Below are 19,525 nucleotides of genomic sequence, written 5' to 3'. Positions count from 1 at the left end.
ATGTCCCGGCCCCGCGCGCGATCGTCGACCGTCGCGGCGACGGTGTTGCTTCTGATCGTCACCCTGTGCGGATCCTCTCCGCTCGCGGGGGCGGCACCGAAGCCCCGGCCGTCGGACAGCGGCAGTGTCGGCAGCCTCCTCGATCGGGTGATCCCGCCACCGAAGCTGCCGCCGAGGCCGCGATCCTCGACGCGCGCCGCGCAACCGCCGGCGCAGGCCGAGGAGTTGTCGGTGTCGGAACTGAGCGCGGCGATGATGCCGTCGCCGACCGGTGACCGGTTCTTCGACGAGATGCCCCCCGGGATCGCGGGGCTGCGCAACGGCGAGTTGATCGGCGCACCCCGCGACATCACCGCCACGTCGGCGGCCCTGGTGGGCGCACCGTCGCGGGTGTTCCAGTTCAAGTTCCGGTCCGAGGACTCCTCGGGCGCACCGACATTCGGCACGGCGTCGCTGGTCGTCCCCACCAGGCGGTGGGTCGGTCCGCGACCGGTCGTCGTGAACAACCTGCCGATCGACTCCCTGGGCACCAAGTGCACCCCGGGGTACACGATGTCGCACGGGGTGGGACTCGAGACCGGCGTCACCGACTACATCCCGCCGATGACGGCGCTGGCGGCTGCACGGGGATACGCCGTCCTCATCCCCGATCACGAGGGCCCGCGCATGGCCTACGCGGAACCCACCCTGGCCGGTCACATCGTGCTCGACGCGATCCGCGCGGTCCGGGCGCTCTACCCGGCGGACTTCGGACGTAGTCGGTACGCCATGACCGGGTACTCGGGTGGCGCGATCGCCACGAACGGAGCGGCCAAACTGCTGGACTCCTACGCACCCGAGTTGAAGCTGTCGGTGGTGGGTGCCGCGATCGGCGGCACACCGATCGATCAGAGAGTGCTGTCCGGCAGCATGACCGGGCCGCTGAACTGGGCCAAGGGCGTCTTCATCGGTGCCGGTTACGGCATCGCGCGGGAGCAACCGGAGATCCTGACCAAGCTCAACAACGTGAGCAGGCAGGTGGCGCCGCAGCTGCGGGATCTCTGCATCATCCCGGTGGCGCTGCTGGGTCAGCTGCCGTTCCCCATCGACGTGCTCTCGACCATGCGCGATCCGTTGAACTCGTCGTTCGCGCGAGCCGTGTACGAGCGGAACTCGCTGAAAGACAGGCGGTACGGGACACCGCTCTACGTCTACAACGGAGCGCAGGAGTTCTGGATCCCGTCGCAGATGGCGACGGCGCTCTTCCGGGAGCAGTGCCGACTCGGCGTCCCGTCGGTCCTGCGCCTGGTCCCCGGCGAGCACGTGATCGCCGCCCTCGTCGGTCTCCCGGACGCGTTCACGTGGCTCGATCAGCGCCTGCGTGGACGGTCTGCACCCGACGACTGCTGACGCGGGAACCGAGACGGCGCAGGGTGCCGTTCGACCCGCCGTCCCGGTCACAGGTCATCATGGGGGCATGCGTAGGTTCTCGAGGGTCCTGGCCGCGGTGGTCGGTGTGGTGCTGGTGCTCTACGTCGTCGTCGGTCAGCTCCTCGCGCTGACGCCGGTGCCCTGGATGTCGTGGACGTTGAACGCGAGCTTCCTGCAGTCACTGTGGCTGGCCATCGGCATCCTGCGCGACAACCTCGGCATCTACAACGTGCTCATCGCGCTCGTGTCGGTCGCGCTGATCCTCCGGACGGTTCGTCCGTGGCGATGGCGGCCGTCGGGGCTGAGCCGTCGGCGCACCGTCGCCGCCGGTTTCGCCGCCTTCGGGGTCGCCGCGTCGCTCGTCACCGCCATCGTCATCAGCATCGGTGTCGCCAACGGCGGCGCCGGTTTCGCCTTCTTCACCCCGCCCGGACCGGGCGGTGATCTCGGTGCGAAAGCCGACCGTCGCGTCGTGGTCGGCAGCCCCGACGGAACACCCATCCACGCCGATCTGTACGAACCGACGTCCCCGGGTCCGCACCCGGTGGTCGTCTTCGCACACGGTGGCGGTTTCGTCGCAGGTGCACCCGGTCCGACGCCGTACAACCGCTACCTCGCCGACCACGGCTACGCCGTCCTCGACGTCGACTACCGACTCGCCTCGGACACCGTGCACAACTGGAACACGCAGGTCGGCGACGTGGGGTGCGCGCTGACCTGGGTGACGCGGAACAGCGCGGCCGCCGGTCTCGACCCCGACCGCGTCGTGACGTTCGGTGAGTCCTCGGGAGGCAATCTGGCCATCAACGCCGCCTACCTGACCGCTGCCAAGACACTGAAACCGACCTGTGGGACACCGGAGGAACTGCCCAGGATCGTCGCGACCGTCGGCGGCTATCCGGCGGTGGACTTGACTGCTGCATATGACGATTCGGCGCTGGGGAAGGTCACGGGTCGCCAGTTCATCGGAGGACCGCCGGAGATCTATCCGGACCGTTACCGCTTCGTCGACGCCGCGAACAACCTCACCGCGCAGTCACCGCCGACGTTGATCGTCCAGGGGGGCGCCGACCACCTCGTCCTCGCCGCGCCGGTCAAGCGGTTCGCGGACAAGGTGAAGGCCGCGGGGGTCCCCGCCCGCTACATCGAGTTGCCCGCACTCGACCACGGCATGGGTGACTCCGCATCCACGGGCACCGCAGGCACCATCACCCTGCGCCATGCGCTACTCGACTGGCTCGGCCGATACGCCCGCTGAGTTCGGCGGAGCGTCCAGGTCGATCACCCGGGTGATGTCCAGGTCGTCCACAAAGTGATCGTCGTGGCTGACGACGATGAGCGCGCCTCGGAAGTCGGCCAGAGCCTGCGCGAGGTGATCGCGGGTGACGATGTCGACGTTGTTCGTGGGCTCGTCCAGGATCAACAGCCGAGGGGCAGGGGCGGCGAGCAGGACCGCCGACAGCGCCGCGCGTACTCGCTCGCCTCCGGACAGGTCGCGAACCGGCCGGTCGGCGTCGTCGGCACGGAACAGCATGCGCGCCAGCCCGGCTCGGCGTTGTTGCGCGGTCGACGGCGGACTCGCGACGGCGACGAGGTCGTACGGGGAGGCGTCGGGGTCGAGGCCGTCGGGCACCTGCGGCAGATACCCGACGGACACCTCGGGTGGTGCGGCGAGAACCGCCCGGATGAGTGTCGTCTTGCCCGCGCCGTTGCGACCTCGTAGGTGGACGCGCTCGGGCCCCACGATCGACATCTCGACTTCCCCTGCGGGCAGGTCGATCCGGCGTGGGGCCAGCACCACCTGTCCGGGATGTACGGCGGTGTCGGGGAGTTCGATTCGTACCTCGCGGTCATCGCGGATGGCTTCGGCGGCCATCCCGGCCTGCGCGCGTGCGTCCTCCAGCCGTCGTTGATGGCCGCCCGTCAGCTTGCCCGCCGCCTCCTGCGCGAACCGCTTGCGCTGGTTCATCACGATCTTCGGCTCGCGCTTCTGCTCGTTCATCTTCCTGCCGTACCTCTGCCGCCGCGCGATGACCGTCTGCGACGTGATCAGCTCCCGCTTCTGTTTGGCCGCATCGCTTTTCGCGTGAGCGAGGACCTCGCGGGCACGGTCCTGTTCCGCGCCGACGATCTCGACGAAATCGGAGTAGTTCCCCGTGACGACGCGGACGGTCCCGTCGCGGACCTCGGCGATGGCGTCGGCGTGCTCGAGGAGGTCGCGATCGTGACTGACCGTCAGCACCTGTCCCGGATACCGCCCGATCGCGGCCACCACGAGACGTCTCGCCGCGGGATCCAGGTTGTTGGTGGGCTCGTCGAGGACGAGTAGTTGCGGACCGGCGATCAGCGCGCCGATCAGCGCGATCAGGGTCGACTCCCCGCCGGACAGCTCATCGACCACACGGCTCAGATCGCCCGGATCGTCGACCAGGTGTCCGAGGCCGAGCTGATCGAAGAGGGTGACCGCGCGCTCGTCGACGTCCCAGTTGCCCTCGGCGGCTTCGTGATCGGCTTCGAGGGTGGAACCCGACTCGACACGTGCCAGTGCCTTCCGGATCTCGGCGACCCCGATGAGTTCGTCGACACGTCGATGTCGGTGCATCGAGATGTCCTGCGGCACGTAGCCGACGACGGGCGGACGGTCGACGGACCCTGCTGTCGGTGCCAGCTCCCCGATGATCAGGCGCATCAGCGTGGACTTGCCGCCACCGTTGGAACCGACGATCCCGACGTGGTGTCCGCTCAGCGACACCGACACGTCGTCGAAGATCGGGCTGCCGTCCGGGAAATGAAAGCCCAGCGCGGACAGGGTGACCGATCGCGTGGACATGAGGGGCAATGCTAGGCAGCGGCGCGGCGCCTCGCGACCGATTTTCTGACCAGCCGCCAGCCGATCAGGAACAGACCCAGCACGATGGTCGCGACGATGACGAAGCTGACCGCGATGCCCTGACCGAACTGATCGCGCATCACCATGCCGATGATCAGGGTGGACAGCCAGATGACGACACCCTCGGGGAGGAGTCGGGACGGGCGGAAGTCCGGTTCCGCGAGGTCGCCGGATCGCAGGTGCGAGACGAGGTAACCGATGGCCCAGCCCAGGGCGGCGCCGACCGCGAAGGGCCAGAAGGTGCTGAAGATCCCGCCGACGCTCAACCCGTCGTCGTGGTTGAAACGCCCGATGACGACGAAGACGAGTATCGCGATCAGGTCGAACGCGCCGGCCTCGACGGCCGGTCGGAGCCGGCGACGGCGCGGGGTGGCGGACGGGCGGTTCATGGGCCCACGGTAGCCGGTGTGGGGTGCGCTCAGCTGCCGGACTCGGACTGGTCCCGGCGGCCGCCGGTCGGCGGGTCGGTCCCCGACGTGGTGGCCGGGCCGGGCTCGTCGGTGTCACGGGAGGTGTCGTCGTCGGGGCCGGTGTCGGCGTCCAGATCGGACTCCACGTCGCCGATCGCCTGCCGGAACATGAAGAAGATGACCACCCAACCGACCAGGGCCACCAGCAGGTAGCTGATCAGTCGGTAGACGAGGACGGCGGTGATCGCCTCGCCCGCGCCCATGCCTGCGGAGGTGAGGGCGGGGACCAGTACGGCGTCGACCACGCCCAGACCGCCGGGCAACAGCGGGAACGCGGTTCCGACAGCCTTGCCCGCGGCGTAGGCGACGGCCAGACCGGAGATGGAGGGCTCGCCGCCGACGGCGTAACAGGCGAAGGCGAGGCAGGCGACGTCGGCGACCCAGTTGAACAGCGACCAGGCGAACGCCTCGCCGGTGTGGCGGCCGTTGAGCTGCACCGCGCGCAACTGCTCGAGGATCTCGTACCACCGCTTGACGCCGTGGTCCTCGGGCTTGTCGCGGAAGTGGTTGACCACGTGCAGGAGCCGGGTGCCGAGCCCCTGGATCGACTCGGGATGCCCGGCCACGTACTGCGCGGCGATGACGAAGGCGATGAACCCGCTGATCGAGAAGATCACCGAGAACGGGCTGGTCTTCGCGCCGGCGAGCAGCGCGCCACCCAGGCCGAGGACCGCGAGACCCACGCCCATCAGCAGCCCCGACATCACGACCTGCCACGACGCGACGACCGGGGTGGCGCCCCACTTGCGGGTCTGGCGGTAGGTGAACGCGGGTGCGAGGACGTTGCCGCCGGGCATCGTCTGGCTGACCGAGTTGGCCGCGAGGACGACCGAGAGCGACTTGAGCTGCTTGACCTTGACCCCGGCCGATCGGAGGAGGGTCCGCTGCACCTGGGCGAAACTGTCCATCGAGAACCCCGCGGCGACGATGCACGCGAGGATCCACAGCCAGTTCAGCCGATCCATGCTGTGCCACGCCTCTTCGAGCTTCGGCCAGACCAGGATGGCCTCGACGGTCAGGACGATGATCACCAGGGCGATGGCGACCCAGCGCAACCACCAGAAACGGCGGCGCCCGGGGGCCGTGGAGGGTGCCGATCCTCCGTCGCCGGAGTCGGTGGGCTCGTCGGCGGCGTCACTGTGGTCGGCCGTCATGGACTCACACCCTATCGACCGGCCCACGCCCCCGGGTGCACCGCGCCCGATTTCTCCAGTCTTGCGAGGCTGCCCCGCGGGCTAGTGTTGCGAGGTGACAGAGCGTAGATCGGGTATCGCGGCCGCCGTCGGCGCTGCGCGGAAACGGTCCCCAGCCGAGAGTGCCACGGCCGCATCCGACCGCGAGAAGGTCCACCCGTTGGTGCGCGCGGCGGCCGAGTGGTCCTGGCGGCTCATCGTCGTCGCGGTGGCGATCTTCCTGGTCGCCGCACTGGCCAATCGCTTCGAGGAGGTCATCGTCCCGGTGGCGCTGGCGGTCCTCGGCACGGCGTTCCTGATCCCGTTGGTGGACTGGCTCGACCGCCACGGGCTCAATCGTGGGGTGGCGGTGGCGTTCACGCTCATCGTGTTCCTGGGCGCGGTCGGCGGGATCCTGACCTTCGTGGTCCAGCAGTTCATCGACGGTCTGCCGGATCTGTCGACGCAGGCGACCCAGTCGGTCGACTCGGTGAAGGACTGGTTGGTCAACGGCCCGCCCGGGCTCAAACAGGCGCAGATCGACAGGGTCGGCGACGACATCATCGCCATGATCCAGCGCAACCAGGACAAGATCACCAGCGGCGCCATCGCGACCGCCGGGGTGGTCACCAAGATCGCGACCGCAGGCGTGCTGCTGCTGTTCCTGATGATCTTCTTCCTCTTCGGCGGCGGACACGTCTGGGAGTTCACGACGCGACTCATCCCGTCGGGCAGTCGGCCGAAGGTGTTGGAGGCCGGTCGGGCCGGGTTCGGCACGCTCGTCGGCTACGTCCGTGCGACGGTCGCCGTCGCCCTGGTCGACGCGATCGGCATCGGTACCGGCCTGGCCATCCTGCAGGTCCCCCTGGCCCTACCGCTGGCGTCCCTGGTGTTCATCGGCGCCTTCGTCCCCATCGTCGGGGCGCTGGTGACCGGCGGTCTCGCCGTCCTGGTCACGCTCGTCACCAAGGGATGGATCGCGGCGGTCATCGCGCTGGCCGTCGTCGTCGCGGTGATGCAGATCGAAAGCCATGTGCTCCAGCCGTTCCTGCTGGGCCGGTCGGTGCGGTTGCACCCGGTGGCCGTGGTGCTGGGCATCGCGGCGGGCATCGTGTCCGCGGGGATCATCGGCGGGTTGCTGGCCGTGCCGCTCATCGCGTTCCTCAACACCGCGGTGCGGTCGATGTACACCCAGACCGCACAGGCGGCCGAGTCCGCGGACGACGAGGTGCAGGTCGGCATCTACGCCGCGAAGGCCGACCCGCCCACCTGGGACTCGTCGGATGCCCCCGGTCTCAACGGGCCGCCCGAGACGCCGGACGGAGATGGGACCGACGATCCGGATCCCGACGACCCCGAGCAACCGACGCGTCCCGACACGAGCGACTGACCCCGACCCGCCATGACCGCCGCCGATCGCACGAGCCTGCCGACCCGGCTTGCCCGGTTGGCCGACACCGCGGCCGATGACGCCGTCGCACCGTTGTGGCGTGCGGCCCAGGCGTTCCGGCTGCTGAGCTACCTCTACGCCCTGGGATTCCAGATCGCGGTCAACAACGATCTCGACCACCGCGCCCTGGGCGCGACCCTGTTCGCGGTGCTGACCGTGTGGACCGGACTGTGCACCGTCGCCTACCTCGCGGGCTTCGGTCGGCGCCCGGCGTGGGTGATCGCCGAGGTCGTCGTCGTGTGCCTGCTGATGATGGCCACCGTGTTCATCGCATCCTCCGGGTGGCGGGAGGCGAACCAGTCCATCCCGACCACGCTCTGGGCGGCCAACGCCGTCATCTCCGCCGCCATCCAACTCGGCGCGGTCGGTGGCGGGGTGGCCGCGGTGGCGGTGATCGGCTCCAGCACGGTCGCGAAGGGTTTCGTCAACGTCGACCTCGGGCGCAACGCGGCCGTGGTGATCCTGCTCGCGGTGGGTCTGGTGATCGGCATGGGCGCGGTGACCGCGCGGCGGGCACAGGAACGCCTCGCCGAGGCCGCCCGGCTGACGGCCGCGACGGCCGAGCGGGACCGGTTGTCGCGGCACGTCCACGACGGAGTCCTGCAGGTACTCGCGCTGATCAGCCGTCGTGGTCGGGAGATCGGCGGTCCGACCGCGGATCTGGCGGTGTTGGCCGCCGACCAGGAACGCGCGCTGCGGTCGCTGATCAGCGAGGCCGGGCCGTCCGTCGAGACCGCAGGGGACGGGATGGGTGACCTGTCGGCGTTGCTGCGTGCGCGGGCGTCGGACCACGTCACGGTCAGCGCTCCCGCCGACCCGGTGCTCCTGGATCCGCTGAGGGTGTCGGAACTGCTTGCCGCGGTGGACAATGCGTTGGACAACGTCGTACATCACGCCGGTGACGGTGCGAAGGCGTTCGTGCTGCTCGAGGACCTGTCGGACGAGGTGGTGGTCAGTGTGCGCGACGACGGTGTCGGGATAGCGCCCGGCCGACTGCCCGAGGCGGTCGCCGCCGGCCGGATGGGCATCTCGCAGTCCATCGTCGGACGCATCGAGGCGTTGGGCGGCACCGCTGTCCTCGACACCGGGCCGGACATGGGGACCGAGTGGGAGTTCACCGTGCCCACAACAGGAGGGTCGTCGAAGTGAGGATCGAGCGTGGCGATGGCTGAGCGGACGACGACGGTGATGGTCGTGGATGACCATCCGATCTGGCGGGAGGGGGTGGCACGCGATCTTGCCGAGGACGGGTTCGATGTCGTCGCCACCGCCGACGGGGTGCGTGCCGCGGCCGCACGAGCCGCGGCCGTCCGACCGGACGTGGTCCTGATGGACATGCAGTTACCGGACGGCTCCGGCGTCGACGCGACCCTCGCGGTGCTGGAGGTGTCGCCGTCGACCAGGGTGCTGGTGTTGTCGGCGTCGGCCGAACGCGACGACGTGCTCGCGGCTGTGAAGAGCGGCGCCAGTGGCTATCTGGTGAAGAGTGCGTCGCGGACCGAGTTGGTCGACGCCGTCGTGGCGACCGCGGACGGACAGGCCGTGTTCACGCCGGGCCTCGCCGGTCTGGTGCTGGGGGAGTTCCGACGCATCGCCGGTGACACCGGCCGGGACGAGCAGACGCCGGTGATCACCGAACGCGAGACCGAGGTGTTACGCCTCGTCGCGAAGGGACTCAGCGCCAGGCAGATCGCGACGCGGCTCGGCCTGAGTCATCGGACCGTCGAGAACCACGTGCAATCCACGTTGCGAAAGCTGCAGTTGGCCAACCGCGTCGAGCTCACGCGATACGCCATCGAACACGGTCTCGACGAGTAGCCGGCGGTCGGCCGATCTGCGGACTCACGGTCGGCCCCCGGCCTTCTTCCGTTGCGACAAGCCGCGGGCGACGGCGAGCGCCGGTGCGGCGATGGAGGTCGTGAGTGCGATGGCGGTCGGGATGCCCCGCGGCAACGACCGCCCGAACGCGGCGGGGAAGAACGCTGTCGCGATGACCGGCCCCACCATCGCGGCGCCGATGATCCCGGGGTACCAGAGCTTCTCGATCGTGGGCCAGTGCCGCGACTGCTGAATCCGTTCCTCGCTCACCACGACCGCGTAGGAGATCGGCGAGAAGACCATCGCATAGGCCAGCGGCGCTGCCGGGAGGCCTCGACGCCCCAGCACCTCGTGGACGACCGTGCTCGAGAAGACGCTACCCACGAAGAAGGTCGCGGCCAGCGTGACTGCGATCGCCGGCGTGGACGGGTCATCGTCGGATCCGACATCGTTTGCATCGCTCATCATCTGAACCTAGGGGCTCAGGACCGGGACCTCAAGCGCCTACGCACCCGACCGACACCGACGATGCCGACTGAGATCGTCCGAATACGGGGCCGTCGAGGGCAATATGCCCTTGGTGACCTTCATGTCGGACGATTTCGGTGGCGGAACGCCCCGGGGAAGTCCCCAGGCCGACTGAGTAGTCGTACTCATCTGCCGACGGTCGATTCTGGCGAGGATCGACGGCATGACCGAATCAGATGCTCGTCCCGATCGCCCGGACTGGACCGTCCTGTCCCGGGTCTCTGCGGATTTCGAATCCTTGTCGCGCCAGATGGCGCAGATGTCGTCGCACCTCACCGAGATGCAGTCCACGATGACGGCCCCACGCCCCGGACCGGCACCCGCACCCCAGCCGGCGCCCCGACCCCAGCCGGCGCCGGCTGCTCCGCCCGTTCCGCGGGCACCGCACCCCGCACCGCAGATGTACCCGCCGGATCTCCCGCAGTGGATGCGGCCGGGTTCGGGGCTGGAGTCGCCGACGGCGCAGTTCCCGCCGCGACCGAACCAGGGTCCACCGATGCAGGGCCCGCCCCCGCGACCGATGCCCCCGCGGCCGATGCCGCCCCGCGCACCGATGCCGCAGTACCCGATCGGCCCGCCTCCACCACCGCGACCGGGACTGCTGAAGCGGGCGGCATCGGCCGCCGACGGACGCCTCGTCGGCGCGATCCTGGCGGCTGCCGGTGTAGCGGTGACCCTGGTCGGCGTGGTGCTCCTCCTGGTCCTCGCGGCCCAGGCCGGCATCCTGCGACCTGAGGTCCGGGTCGGTGCCGGTGCCGTCCTCGCCGGTGTACTCGTGGCGGCCGGATGGCGGATGCATCGCCGCGCCGAGGGGCGGATCGGATCGCTCGCACTCGCCGCGACGGGCATCGCCACCGCCTACCTCGACGTCATCGCGGTCACCCGTATCTACGAATGGTTGCCGGCCGCAGCCGGTCTCGCGATCGCCGCGGTGGTCGGTGGTGCCGGTCTGGCCCTTGCACGCCGGTGGGACTCGGAGTACCTCGCACTGGGGGTCCTGGTCCCGCTGATCGTCCTGGCGCCGTTCGTCGCCGACGGTGTGAACCTCACCCTCGTCGGGTTCATGTTGGCGCTCTCGTTGGTCACCCTGCCCGCGCACCTCGGCACCGACTGGCTGTACCTGCACATCGTGCGCGTCGTCGCCGGGACCATCTGGCTCATACCGGCCACCGCTCTCTCGGGCACGGCCACCGACATCGACATGTGGTTGCTGGCCGGCGCGTGTGTGGTCAACGCCGCTCTCACGCTGGGCTCCACCGTCGCGGTGCTACCGCGCCTGAACTCTCGGGTCGCGACCCTCGCCACGGCGGCCACCTCGGTGGTCGGGACGATCCCGCTGCTGGTGTCCGGCGTCGCCGTCGACCGCCACCTCGCCGCCGGCGCGATCGCCCTTCTCGCGCTGACGCTGCTGGCCCTGGTCCTGCTCGCCGACACCATCCCGTCGATGACCGTGGTGCTCCGACACACCTGGGCCGCCCTGGCCGGGGTCGCCGCGCTGATCAGCGTGGTCTCGGCATTCGATGCGCCGGTGGCGGTTCCGGCCCTGCTGGGCCTGGCCGCGACGATCACGGTCGTCGGACGCCACGATGCCGTCGGGCGGTACGTCGGACTCGCGTTCGCCGTCATCGGGGGTCTGGCGTTCGCGGCGCAGTCGCCGGTGTCGGTGTTGGTCGACCCCGTCGACATCAGTCCGTCGCTCGCCGCGTCGACCATCGTCTCGGGTCTGCTGCTCGCGGTGACCGCGGGTGTGACGGCATGGGCGTGGGTCCGCTCGGAGGCCGTCGCCCCGGCCGCTCAGTGGCTCTGGGCGCTGACGGGAGTGGTTGCGCTCTACGCCATCACGAGCGTCTGCGTCACCACCGGCGTGGCCACCGGCGGCGTCGACGCAGGCTTCTTCGCCGGGCACATGGCGGCGACGATCTGCTGGGTCATCGCTGCCGCGGCCGCGCTGGTCCAGGCGACCCGGGTACCGGCGGGGGCGGCGCGGATCGTGCCCGTCGGCGCCGGTCTGCTCCTCGCCGCCGCCGCGGTGGGCAAGCTGATGCTCTTCGACCTCGCCACCCTCGACGGTGCGTTCCGGGTGGGTGCGTTCATCGTCGTCGGACTGATCCTGCTGACGATCGGTTCCCGCTACGCCCGGGTGCTGGGTCGAGACGCGACCGACTCGACCGACACCCCCTCACCGGTGACACGCTAGGTCCGCGACAGAGCTACCCGCCGTTGTTGTTCCGACGACGCAACAGCTCCTGAACGCTGATCTGACGATCATCGCCCCGCTCGTGCCGACGGCCACTGGAATCGTGGTCGTCGGTACGGGCGTCTGTCCGGTCGGCGTCGCGCGGATCGTCCTCGGGACTCAACGACGCGATCAGCGGACGGCCGTTGCGCTGGTCCTCCAGCGACGGACGCCGACCGAGCGGGCCGCGGTCGGCCGACCCGGACGGACCGACGGGGGCGGCAGGGGGACGGGCGCCGGTGCGCTCGGGCGGCACCGGACGTCCACCCCGTACCGGCATCGGCTCCGGACCGCGCCCGGTGGTCGGGCCCGCGGATGTGGGAGCACCGTTCGATACTGCCGACGAGCCGTTGGAACGGGGCTGGTCGCCGCCGCTCGGCGGTCGGGCACTGATCGCGCCTCCGAGACGGATGCCGCTGTCGCCGAGGCTCCAGCCGCCGGTGTCGGGACGCGCACTGCTCGCGCGTCCGCGGGGCGCGCCGGTCCCGGCGGGCGCAGGCGGACGAGCGCCGGTCGTGGTGTCCCGGCTGGGGCGAGACGGTGCGATGGGGCCGCTGTCCTGCGGGGGCGGTGGGCGTCGAGGACCGGCCGGGGCGTCGGCGTCGACCCGACGCACGTTCGGCCGGACCGGACCGTCGTGTGGCGACTGGTCCCGCGAGGGAGGTCCTCCGCGACCGACGACGGGTCGCGGGGGCAGCGGTCGGCCGTCGCGCGGCGGGACGCGGTCCGGGGCGGAGCGTTCCGGACCGACCGGGCGTGGTGCGGCAGGACGGGGTCCGGCACCGCGCCCGCCCGCGGTGGCCATCGCCATCGTGGGCACCTGCGCGACAACGGTTCCCGCGTCGCGACTCGATCCGGGGATGGTCGCGCGACCGGGCTCGTCGTCCAGGACGGTCTCGCCGAGGCCGATCTTGCGCTGGACGGCCTGCATCCACTTCGGTGCCCACCAGCAGTCGTCGCCGAGCAGTTTCATGATCGCGGGGACCAGCAGCATGCGGATGACGGTGGCGTCGAGGATGAGCGCCGCGATGATGCCGAACGCGATGTACTTCATCATCACGATCTCGGAGAACCCGAAGGCCCCGACCACCACCACGAGGATCGCCGCGGCCGCGGTGATGATGCGACCGGTGTGGGCGGTACCGCTGCGGATGGCCTCGGTGGTGGTCGCGCCCTTCTGTCTGGCCTCCACCATCCGGGAGAGCAGGAACACCTCGTAGTCGGTGGACAGCCCGTAGATGATCGCGATGATCAGGACCAGCACCGCCGACATCAGCGGTCCCGGCGTGAAGTTGAACAGCGACGAGCCGTGCCCGTCGATGAAGATCCAGGTGAGCACACCGAGCGTGGACCCGAGGCCCAGCGCCGACATCAGCGCCGCCTTGATCGGCAGCACCACGGACCCGAACTGCAGGAACATCAGCAGGAACGTCACCGAGATCAGCAACACGACCATCAGCGGCAGGTTGTCGAGCAGGGCGTCGATGGAGTCCTGGGTCAGGGCCGGGGTGCCCGCGACGTACATCGTGAGGCCCTGGGTGTCAATCGCCCGCAACGCCGTGACCGCGTCGCCCGCGGTGTTGCGGTCGATGAGACCCGCGGACATCTGGACCACGCCGGTGTTCGTGCCCTCGATGCTGCCGGTCTGGGCGCCCTGGGCGCTGTCGAGGCTGAACTGCTTGGTGAAGCCGGGGATCTTGTTGGCCTCGTCGGCGATGGTCTGGAGCTTGGTGCCGTCGTCGTTGCTGTTCTCGTCGTAGGGGATGACGAGCTTGATGTCCTCGGTGCGCTGCGTCGGGAAGATGCGGTCGAAATCCTGCTGCGCGCTGCGGAAGTCGTTGCCCGGCGGAAGGTACTTCTCGGTGATGCCGCCGAACGAGATGTTGCTGAACGGGATGATGAGCACGAGGAGCAGCAGGACCGTCGGGATGGCGGTCTTGAGCGGGTGGCGCATGACCCAGCCGGCGAGCTTGCCCCAGAAGCCGTCCTCGATCTCCTTCTTGGTCTTGGTGCGACGCAGGAACTTGAAGCCGAGCATGTCGATGCGCGGTCCGAGGATGCCGAGGATGCCGGGAAGTACCGTCACCGACAGCAGCGCGGCGAGGCTCACCGCGCAGATCGCGCCGTAGGCGACCGACTTGAGGAAGCCCTGCGGGAAGATCAGCAGACACGCCAGGGCCGCGACGATGATGGTCGCCGAGAACACCACCGTCTGACCGGCGGTCATCACCGTCCGTTTCACCGCGAGTTTCGGCGGATAACCCTCCGCCAACTCTTCTCGGAACCTGCTGACGATGAACAACCCGTAGTCGATGGCGATACCCAGACCGATGAGCGAGATGACCGGTTGGGCGAAGAAGTTGACCTCGGTGGTCTGGGCGAGGGCGTTGAGGATGCCGGTGGCGCCCGCGATGGTCAGGCCACCGATGATGACCGGCAGCACCGCGGCCACGACACCGCCGAAGATGAAGAACAGCATCAGTGCGACCAGTGGCAGCGCGATGACCTCGGCGCGCGTGGTGTCCTCGGCCGTGCCGTTGGAGATCGCGTTGGCGATCGGTTGCAGACCGGCGAGCTGGAACTGCGCCCCGGGCAGGTCGTAGCGGCCTGCGATGTTGTCGAAGGCCGGCTCGAGCTTCTTGTAGTTGTTGAGGACGGTGGTGTCGTCGTTGCCGCGGACACCGATGCTGATGAAGGCGTGGTCGCGGGAGGCGTCGAAGGTCTGCGCCCGGATCTGGTCCTGGGCGGCCTTCGCTGCGGTGCTCGTCGCCGGTGCGAACGGGTCGATGATGCCCGGATCGTTGCGGTCCACGACGTCGCCGTGGTCGCGGATCATCTCGTCGACGAACTTCTCGACCTTGGTGCCGAACGCGGCGTCGTCGACCTTGGTCCCCGACGGTGGCGTGATCAGCAGGACGATGTCGGACTTGTGATCGCGGCCGAACGTGGTGTCGGCGAGCTGCGATCCCTTCACCGACTGCGACCCGTCGTCGAAGAACCCGCTCTGGGAGAGGTTCTTGCCGAGACCGAGGCCGTACAGGCCGAGGCCGCCCATCAGGACGATCATCACGGCGATGACGGCGAAGCGCATCCGGAACACGAATGTGCCAATGGCTCCGAACACCGGTTACATCCTCTCGAAGGTCGTGGGGAAGTCGTCGCAGAACAGCGCGCGAAAGTTCACACGGGGGTTGCCCGCACCGATTGTCTCAGCTCACCGAGGCGATCGGTGCTTCTGCCAGCGACTCCTTAGCGTTCCCACATTGTCGGTCCCGAGGGACCCTGGCTAGTTCTGACGGCCGGAGAGCAGCGCCGTCAACGGACGGAACGGAGCCAACCAGGCGCCGTCGTCGGGCAGCGAATCGAGGTTGATCCGCGGCAGGGGCTCCCGGAACACCCCGGAGATGTCCTCGAGATCGACGAACTCGACGATGTCGGAGGTGACCGCCCAGCTGGCGTGCTCCCGGAAACCCAGGACCGTGACGGGCGTGCCGTCGGCCGCGACGTCCTCGAGTGGCTCCCGGAAGGCCTGACCGTCGGCCGACGCCACGATCAGCCCCGCCAGCCCCACAGTGTGCCTGCGCAGCTCGATGTGGTCGAGCATGTCCGAATCGACGTCGGTGTCGTCGGCGAGCTTGGGCTTGGCGAAAACGGCGAAGCCCACGTTACGCAACGCCTCGACCCACGGCCGGACCACTTCGGCGCTGCCCGGGACGATGTTGGTGAACACGGTCGCCTCGGGTTCGACCTCACCCTCGTGGGTGTCGGAGATGTCCGCGGTCCGCGCGAGCAGCCACCGACCGAGCGCGTCGAAGCGTGGTCGGTGGGCGGTGGTGGGACGTCCGCCGAGGATCGCGCCGAGACCCATGTCGAGGTTGGGGGCGTCCCAGATGAGCAGGACCCGCGACGCCGGGCTGGTGCCGGAGATGGTCCGGGCGACCCCCGGCCCCTCGGCGATCCCGGTGCCGTACCCGCCCATGTTCGGTGACGCGTCGTCGCCCATCAGTGCTCTCCTGCCCTGGGGATGCGCCGGAGGACGAACTCGGTGACCGAGCGTCCCTCACGGTCGGCGCGGCCCTCGAATTTGGTGGTCGGACGATCCAGCGAGAACGGCGCCTCGCCCTCGAGCGGGACCAGCAGTTCCTGCGCCGCGAGCTCCTCGGCGATCCACTCGGCGTAGTCGGCGTGGTCGGTGGCGATGTGCACGACACCGTCGTCGACGACCGCGTCGGCGATGAGTCCCAGCGTGCCGGACTGGATGAGTCGACGCTTGTGGTGCCGGGCCTTGGGCCAGGGGTCGGGGAAGAAGATGCGGATGCCGGCGAAGAACGCGGTCGGGACCATCTCGCGCAGCACCACGACGGCGTCGCCACGCACGATGCGGATGTTGTCGATGTCCTCGCGCTGTATGAAGCCCAGGAGTTGGGCGAGTCCGGGTTTGTAGACCTCCACCGCGAGCACGTCGATCCCCGGTTCGAGTTTCGCCATCGCGGCGGTCGAGGTGCCGGTGCCCGATCCGATCTCCATGATCACCGGCGCGCTGCGTCCGAACCACTGCTCGAGATCGAGGCGTGTGTCCGTGGCGTCGCGACCGACGATCGGCCACAATGTCTCCCAGTTGTGCTGCTGGGCGGGGGTCAGCGACCCGCGGCGCGACCGGAAACTGGTGACCCGGGGATACAGCCGAGCCCGGTCCCGCAGATCCTCGGCGGTCATCGGGGCCGGATCGGCGGTTGCGGCGGGTCGGTCGGTGTTCTCCACCCTGACATGGTGGCGTATCCGGCCGGTTGTGCACAGCTGGGTCGGGTGTCGGGCAGGCATGAACGCGCAGGAGGGGACGGTCGTGACGCTGGATGTGTCGGGCGCCGAACTCGATCGCGCATCGGAATTCGTGACCGGTCTGCTCGGCCGTTTCCCCCACTCGGCCGATCTGCATCGCGCCGCGCGGGAGCTCGACGTCCGACTCCGGGTCGCCGTGCGCGGGCGTGCGGGTACCGGCCGCGACACCATGGCGCGTGCCGTACGACGGCAGCTCGGGGTCACCCCGATCGGCCCCGGTGACGACGACACCGACGCCGACGTCTGGCTCTACGTACTCGTGGGCTGGCCCCGGCCCGCCGACCGCGTCGCGCTGCGGGGGCTGCCACCGGAGCGCACGGTGCTCGCCCTCGGTAAGGCCGACACCCTCGGATCGTGGGACGACGCCGCCCAGACCGCCGACGCATGCGCTCGTGACCTGGGCCGATCGGTCCGTCCGACGATGCCGCTGCTCGCGTGCGCCGACCTCGTCGACGACGAATTCGAACTGCTGGCGCAGATGCTGCGCGACGACGAGCCGATGCCGTCGATGGCTGCGCACTTCATCAGCGGCGACCGCGCCGAACGCACCCTGCGGATCGGTCTGCTGCGACGACTCGACCAGTTCGGCATCCTGAGCGCGCTGGACCTCCTCGAGGCCGCCGCCGAGGCGGGCAGTCCGCTCGATCGCCCCGCCCTCGAAGCCCTGCTGCACCGGCAGAGCGGCGTCTCGGCGCTGGCGGACCCACTCGCGGCGACGCTGGACGCGGTGCGCCTGCGCCGACTGCACCGCGTCGTCGCCTCGCTCGATCGTGTCGCGGCGAGCGGCACGGCCCGCGATGAGATCGAACACACCCTGTCCCGACTCGTCAGGGTCGACGCGTGATCGGCCGTGTCGTCGTCGCCGGCGTCGGACGATCCGGGGCCGCGACGTTGATCGACGCCCTCGCGGTCGTCGATCCCGGCCTGCGCGTCGAGCGGTGGTCCGAGGGCGTCGCGGCGCAGGCGTCGGTCGGGCTGCTCGTCATCGACCCGTCGTCGGTGGCGGGGGAGTCCGAGCGCGCCCTGCTCGACGAACTGCGGGCCTCGGTCGGCGCCGCCGCGATCGTCTGCACGAAGGTCGACGCGTTCTGGGACTGGCCGACGATCGCGAAGGCGAGCCGACGCGTCCTCGACCCCGCCGAGGCGCTCCCGGTGTTCGCGGTGTCGGGAGCCGCGGCGGTGGCCGGCGCCGCCGACGAGTCCGGCGTCGACGAGCTCGCACGCTGGATCCGTGAGCACCTCGAGGACGTTCCGAGACGGGTCGACGCACGGGCACCCGTCGCACGGGCGCCGGTCGGTGACGCCAGCGATCGGCGTCCCCTCAGTGCCACCACACCGGTCACCGTGGCGGCGCTGACCGCGACCCGCGCCCGGTTGGTGCGCTCGCGCGACCGGGGACGCGCCGATCGGCTCGGTGCGCTGCGCGGTGGCCTCAACCGTCTGCGGTCGGAGGCGGTCGCGGAACTCGACGCCGGTATCCGCGACATCGGCGCGCGGTCGCGGGATGCGATCGGCGGACTGCGCCGCGCCGACGTCGACCGCCACGCGACGTGGTTGGCATCGGCGGTGACCGAACTGAGGGACCGACTCGATGCACGGGTGCACGACGACCTCGACCGCATCCGCTCGGTGACGCTGCTCGGGGTCGAGGCCATGTCGACCGGCCCGGCCTCGGTTCCGAAACGTCCGCCGATCGCCCTACGGCCGCACACCGAGCGCAGGCGCGCCGCCGAGGACGCGCTGGTGGTCGTGCTCGGGGCGTCCGCGGGCATCGGGATCGGCCGACTCGTCGTGACGCCGCTCGCCGGGGTGCACACGCTGCAGTGGATCAGCATGCCGCTGGCGCTGATCGTGGGTGTGGCGATGGCGGCCCTGGTGGTGCGGCTGCGCCGGGTCGGTGCGCTGCGCGCGCAGATGCGGTCCTGGTCCGCCGAGGCGTTGGCCGAGTCCCGCGCGAGCATCGAACACGACGTCGTCGGGGCGGTCACCGCGGCCGAGCCGGTCATCGCGGGTCAGGTCATGCGGCACCACGAACGGCGGTCCCGGATGATCGCCGACGAGGTCGCCCGGGTCGACGCCGACATCCGGGCGCACCGGGCGGGCGGACGCGATGGAACCCCGATCGCCCGCGCCGCGTCCAACACGTCGGGCCCTGCCTGAATTCCGGGCACTGCCTGACCCGAGGGGAGATCAGCACACATGGACGTCAGTTCACCGTTCGACGGACCCGACGACGATGCGACGGACGTCGCGCACGGGGCCGGATCCGGGACACACGTCGATGCGGCCGAACCGCTGCTCGCGTCGGTACCGGTCCACGACCCGCACGACAACCTGTGGATCGCCGACGGTGACCGTGTATGGGACCTCGGACCCGCCGACGTCGATTCCGACGCCGACGGCATCCCGGACTCGCTCACCCGCGTCGGTCCGGGTGGGGTCACCGTCTACACCGACACCGACCACGACGGACGCGTCGACGCGATCACCGAGGTGCACAGCGACGGTGCGTTCGAGTCCCGGCGACTCGACGTCGAGACCGGCGACTGGGTGCGCACCGACATCGGCAGGCTGGACTGATCGGGGCGCCGACGGTGACCCCGATCACCCCCGATCGCTCGATCGGTCCCCCGTTGGTGGATCGGTGCACGCAACCAGTAACCTGGTCAAACACATACGGCGGGTAGATACGCGGCGCTCGCTGGTCGGCCA

16 protein-coding genes are annotated in these 19,525 nt (G+C 69.9%); 9 read left to right on the top strand and 7 right to left on the bottom strand.

Annotated elements, in window-relative coordinates; translation table 11 throughout:
• The gene (locus IEV93_RS03785) at positions 1-1,389 is read left to right on the top strand and encodes a lipase family protein (RefSeq protein WP_188487039.1); all 1,389 of its coding nucleotides are present in this window, start codon (positions 1-3) and stop codon (positions 1,387-1,389) included.
• Between the two features lie 67 nt (positions 1,390-1,456).
• Positions 1,457-2,668, top strand: a complete 1,212-nt coding sequence (locus tag IEV93_RS03780) for an alpha/beta hydrolase (protein WP_188487037.1) — start codon at positions 1,457-1,459, stop codon at positions 2,666-2,668.
• Here the strand turns inward: IEV93_RS03780 and IEV93_RS03775 are convergent.
• From IEV93_RS03775 to IEV93_RS03765, 3 genes are read right to left on the bottom strand one after another with little or no spacing between them, the layout of a single operon-like run.
• A complete protein-coding gene (locus IEV93_RS03775; RefSeq protein WP_188487035.1) occupies positions 2,636-4,240 on the bottom strand; it encodes an ABC-F family ATP-binding cassette domain-containing protein in 1,605 nt (534 codons plus the stop codon). The genes IEV93_RS03780 and IEV93_RS03775 overlap by 33 nt on opposite strands.
• Before the next feature lie 11 nt (positions 4,241-4,251).
• Entirely contained in the window at positions 4,252-4,689 is a 438-nt protein-coding gene (locus IEV93_RS03770) for a DUF3054 domain-containing protein (RefSeq protein ID WP_188487032.1), read from the bottom strand.
• 29 nt (positions 4,690-4,718) lie between these two features.
• The gene (locus IEV93_RS03765) at positions 4,719-5,924 is read right to left on the bottom strand and encodes a lysylphosphatidylglycerol synthase transmembrane domain-containing protein (protein ID WP_188487030.1); all 1,206 of its coding nucleotides are present in this window, start codon (positions 5,922-5,924) and stop codon (positions 4,719-4,721) included.
• 115 nt (positions 5,925-6,039) lie between these two features.
• On the opposite strand from IEV93_RS03765, the gene IEV93_RS03760 reads away from it, so the two are divergent.
• The 3 genes from IEV93_RS03760 to IEV93_RS03750 are packed head-to-tail and all read left to right on the top strand — an operon-like array spanning position 6,040 to position 9,210.
• Complete coding sequence (locus tag IEV93_RS03760; protein ID WP_188490353.1) at positions 6,040-7,332, top strand: AI-2E family transporter; 1,293 nt, start codon at positions 6,040-6,042, stop codon at positions 7,330-7,332.
• Positions 7,333-7,344: 12 nt separating this feature from the next.
• A complete protein-coding gene (gene macS, locus IEV93_RS03755) occupies positions 7,345-8,541 on the top strand; it encodes a MacS family sensor histidine kinase (protein ID WP_188487028.1) in 1,197 nt (398 codons plus the stop codon).
• A 15-nt stretch (positions 8,542-8,556) separates the two neighbouring features.
• The gene (locus IEV93_RS03750; RefSeq protein ID WP_229704869.1) at positions 8,557-9,210 is read left to right on the top strand and encodes a response regulator; all 654 of its coding nucleotides are present in this window, start codon (positions 8,557-8,559) and stop codon (positions 9,208-9,210) included.
• A gap of 24 nt (positions 9,211-9,234) precedes the next feature.
• Here IEV93_RS03750 and IEV93_RS03745 read toward each other — a convergent pair whose 3' ends face one another.
• Entirely contained in the window at positions 9,235-9,675 is a 441-nt protein-coding gene (locus IEV93_RS03745; protein WP_188487026.1) for a hypothetical protein, read from the bottom strand.
• Between the two features lie 226 nt (positions 9,676-9,901).
• Here IEV93_RS03745 and IEV93_RS03740 point away from each other — a divergent pair, with 226 nt between their 5' ends.
• Positions 9,902-11,935: a DUF2339 domain-containing protein gene (locus tag IEV93_RS03740; RefSeq protein ID WP_188487024.1), complete on the top strand. Its 2,034-nt coding sequence runs from the start codon at positions 9,902-9,904 to the stop codon at positions 11,933-11,935.
• 13 nt (positions 11,936-11,948) lie between these two features.
• Here the strand turns inward: IEV93_RS03740 and IEV93_RS03735 are convergent, their stop codons facing one another.
• From IEV93_RS03735 to trmB, 3 genes are all read right to left on the bottom strand, one after another.
• Positions 11,949-15,098: an MMPL family transporter gene (locus IEV93_RS03735; RefSeq protein ID WP_188487021.1), complete on the bottom strand. Its 3,150-nt coding sequence runs from the start codon at positions 15,096-15,098 to the stop codon at positions 11,949-11,951.
• Between the two features lie 162 nt (positions 15,099-15,260).
• Positions 15,261-15,977, bottom strand: a complete 717-nt coding sequence (locus IEV93_RS03730) for an NYN domain-containing protein (RefSeq protein ID WP_371873789.1) — start codon at positions 15,975-15,977, stop codon at positions 15,261-15,263.
• Complete coding sequence (gene trmB / locus IEV93_RS03725) at positions 15,977-16,690, bottom strand: tRNA (guanosine(46)-N7)-methyltransferase TrmB (protein WP_188490350.1); 714 nt, start codon at positions 16,688-16,690, stop codon at positions 15,977-15,979. The genes IEV93_RS03730 and trmB overlap by 1 nt, the downstream gene beginning before the upstream one ends.
• Positions 16,691-16,793: 103 nt before the next feature.
• Between trmB and IEV93_RS03720 the strand changes: the two genes are divergently transcribed.
• The 3 genes from IEV93_RS03720 to IEV93_RS03710 are packed head-to-tail and all read left to right on the top strand — an operon-like array spanning position 16,794 to position 19,393.
• Positions 16,794-17,657, top strand: coding sequence for a hypothetical protein (locus IEV93_RS03720; protein ID WP_188487019.1), 864 nt, complete (start codon positions 16,794-16,796; stop codon positions 17,655-17,657).
• Positions 17,654-18,973, top strand: a complete 1,320-nt coding sequence (locus tag IEV93_RS03715) for a hypothetical protein (protein ID WP_188487017.1) — start codon at positions 17,654-17,656, stop codon at positions 18,971-18,973. The genes IEV93_RS03720 and IEV93_RS03715 overlap by 4 nt, the downstream gene beginning before the upstream one ends.
• A gap of 39 nt (positions 18,974-19,012) precedes the next feature.
• On the top strand, positions 19,013-19,393 hold the full coding sequence (locus IEV93_RS03710; RefSeq protein ID WP_188487015.1) for a DUF6802 family protein: 381 nt from the start codon (positions 19,013-19,015) through the stop codon (positions 19,391-19,393).
• Positions 19,394-19,525 lie beyond the last annotated feature (132 nt).

The sequence above is a fragment of the Williamsia phyllosphaerae genome (assembly GCF_014635305.1).
GTDB classification, from domain to species: domain Bacteria; phylum Actinomycetota; class Actinomycetes; order Mycobacteriales; family Mycobacteriaceae; genus Williamsia_A; species Williamsia_A phyllosphaerae.
The sequence above is the reverse complement of the archived record's forward strand: the minus strand, read 5'-3'. Positions and strand labels throughout refer to the sequence as shown.

Excerpts from the sequence above, each read along its gene's own strand:
- IEV93_RS03785 (WP_188487039.1), top strand. The coding sequence starts at position 1 with ATGTCCCGGCCCCGCGCGCGATCGTCGACCGTCGCGGCGACGGTGTTG.
- IEV93_RS03780 (WP_188487037.1), top strand. The coding sequence starts at position 1,457 with ATGCGTAGGTTCTCGAGGGTCCTGGCCGCGGTGGTCGGTGTGGTGCTG.
- IEV93_RS03775 (WP_188487035.1), bottom strand. The coding sequence starts at position 4,240 with ATGTCCACGCGATCGGTCACCCTGTCCGCGCTGGGCTTTCATTTCCCG.
- IEV93_RS03770 (WP_188487032.1), bottom strand. The coding sequence starts at position 4,689 with ATGAACCGCCCGTCCGCCACCCCGCGCCGTCGCCGGCTCCGACCGGCC.
- IEV93_RS03765 (WP_188487030.1), bottom strand. The coding sequence starts at position 5,924 with ATGACGGCCGACCACAGTGACGCCGCCGACGAGCCCACCGACTCCGGC.
- macS (WP_188487028.1), top strand. The coding sequence starts at position 7,345 with ATGACCGCCGCCGATCGCACGAGCCTGCCGACCCGGCTTGCCCGGTTG.
- IEV93_RS03750 (WP_229704869.1), top strand. The coding sequence starts at position 8,557 with ATGGCTGAGCGGACGACGACGGTGATGGTCGTGGATGACCATCCGATC.
- IEV93_RS03745 (WP_188487026.1), bottom strand. The coding sequence starts at position 9,675 with ATGAGCGATGCAAACGATGTCGGATCCGACGATGACCCGTCCACGCCG.
- IEV93_RS03740 (WP_188487024.1), top strand. The coding sequence starts at position 9,902 with ATGACCGAATCAGATGCTCGTCCCGATCGCCCGGACTGGACCGTCCTG.
- IEV93_RS03730 (WP_371873789.1), bottom strand. The coding sequence starts at position 15,977 with ATGGGCGACGACGCGTCACCGAACATGGGCGGGTACGGCACCGGGATC.
- trmB (WP_188490350.1), bottom strand. The coding sequence starts at position 16,690 with ATGACCGCCGAGGATCTGCGGGACCGGGCTCGGCTGTATCCCCGGGTC.
- IEV93_RS03720 (WP_188487019.1), top strand. The coding sequence starts at position 16,794 with ATGAACGCGCAGGAGGGGACGGTCGTGACGCTGGATGTGTCGGGCGCC.
- IEV93_RS03710 (WP_188487015.1), top strand. The coding sequence starts at position 19,013 with ATGGACGTCAGTTCACCGTTCGACGGACCCGACGACGATGCGACGGAC.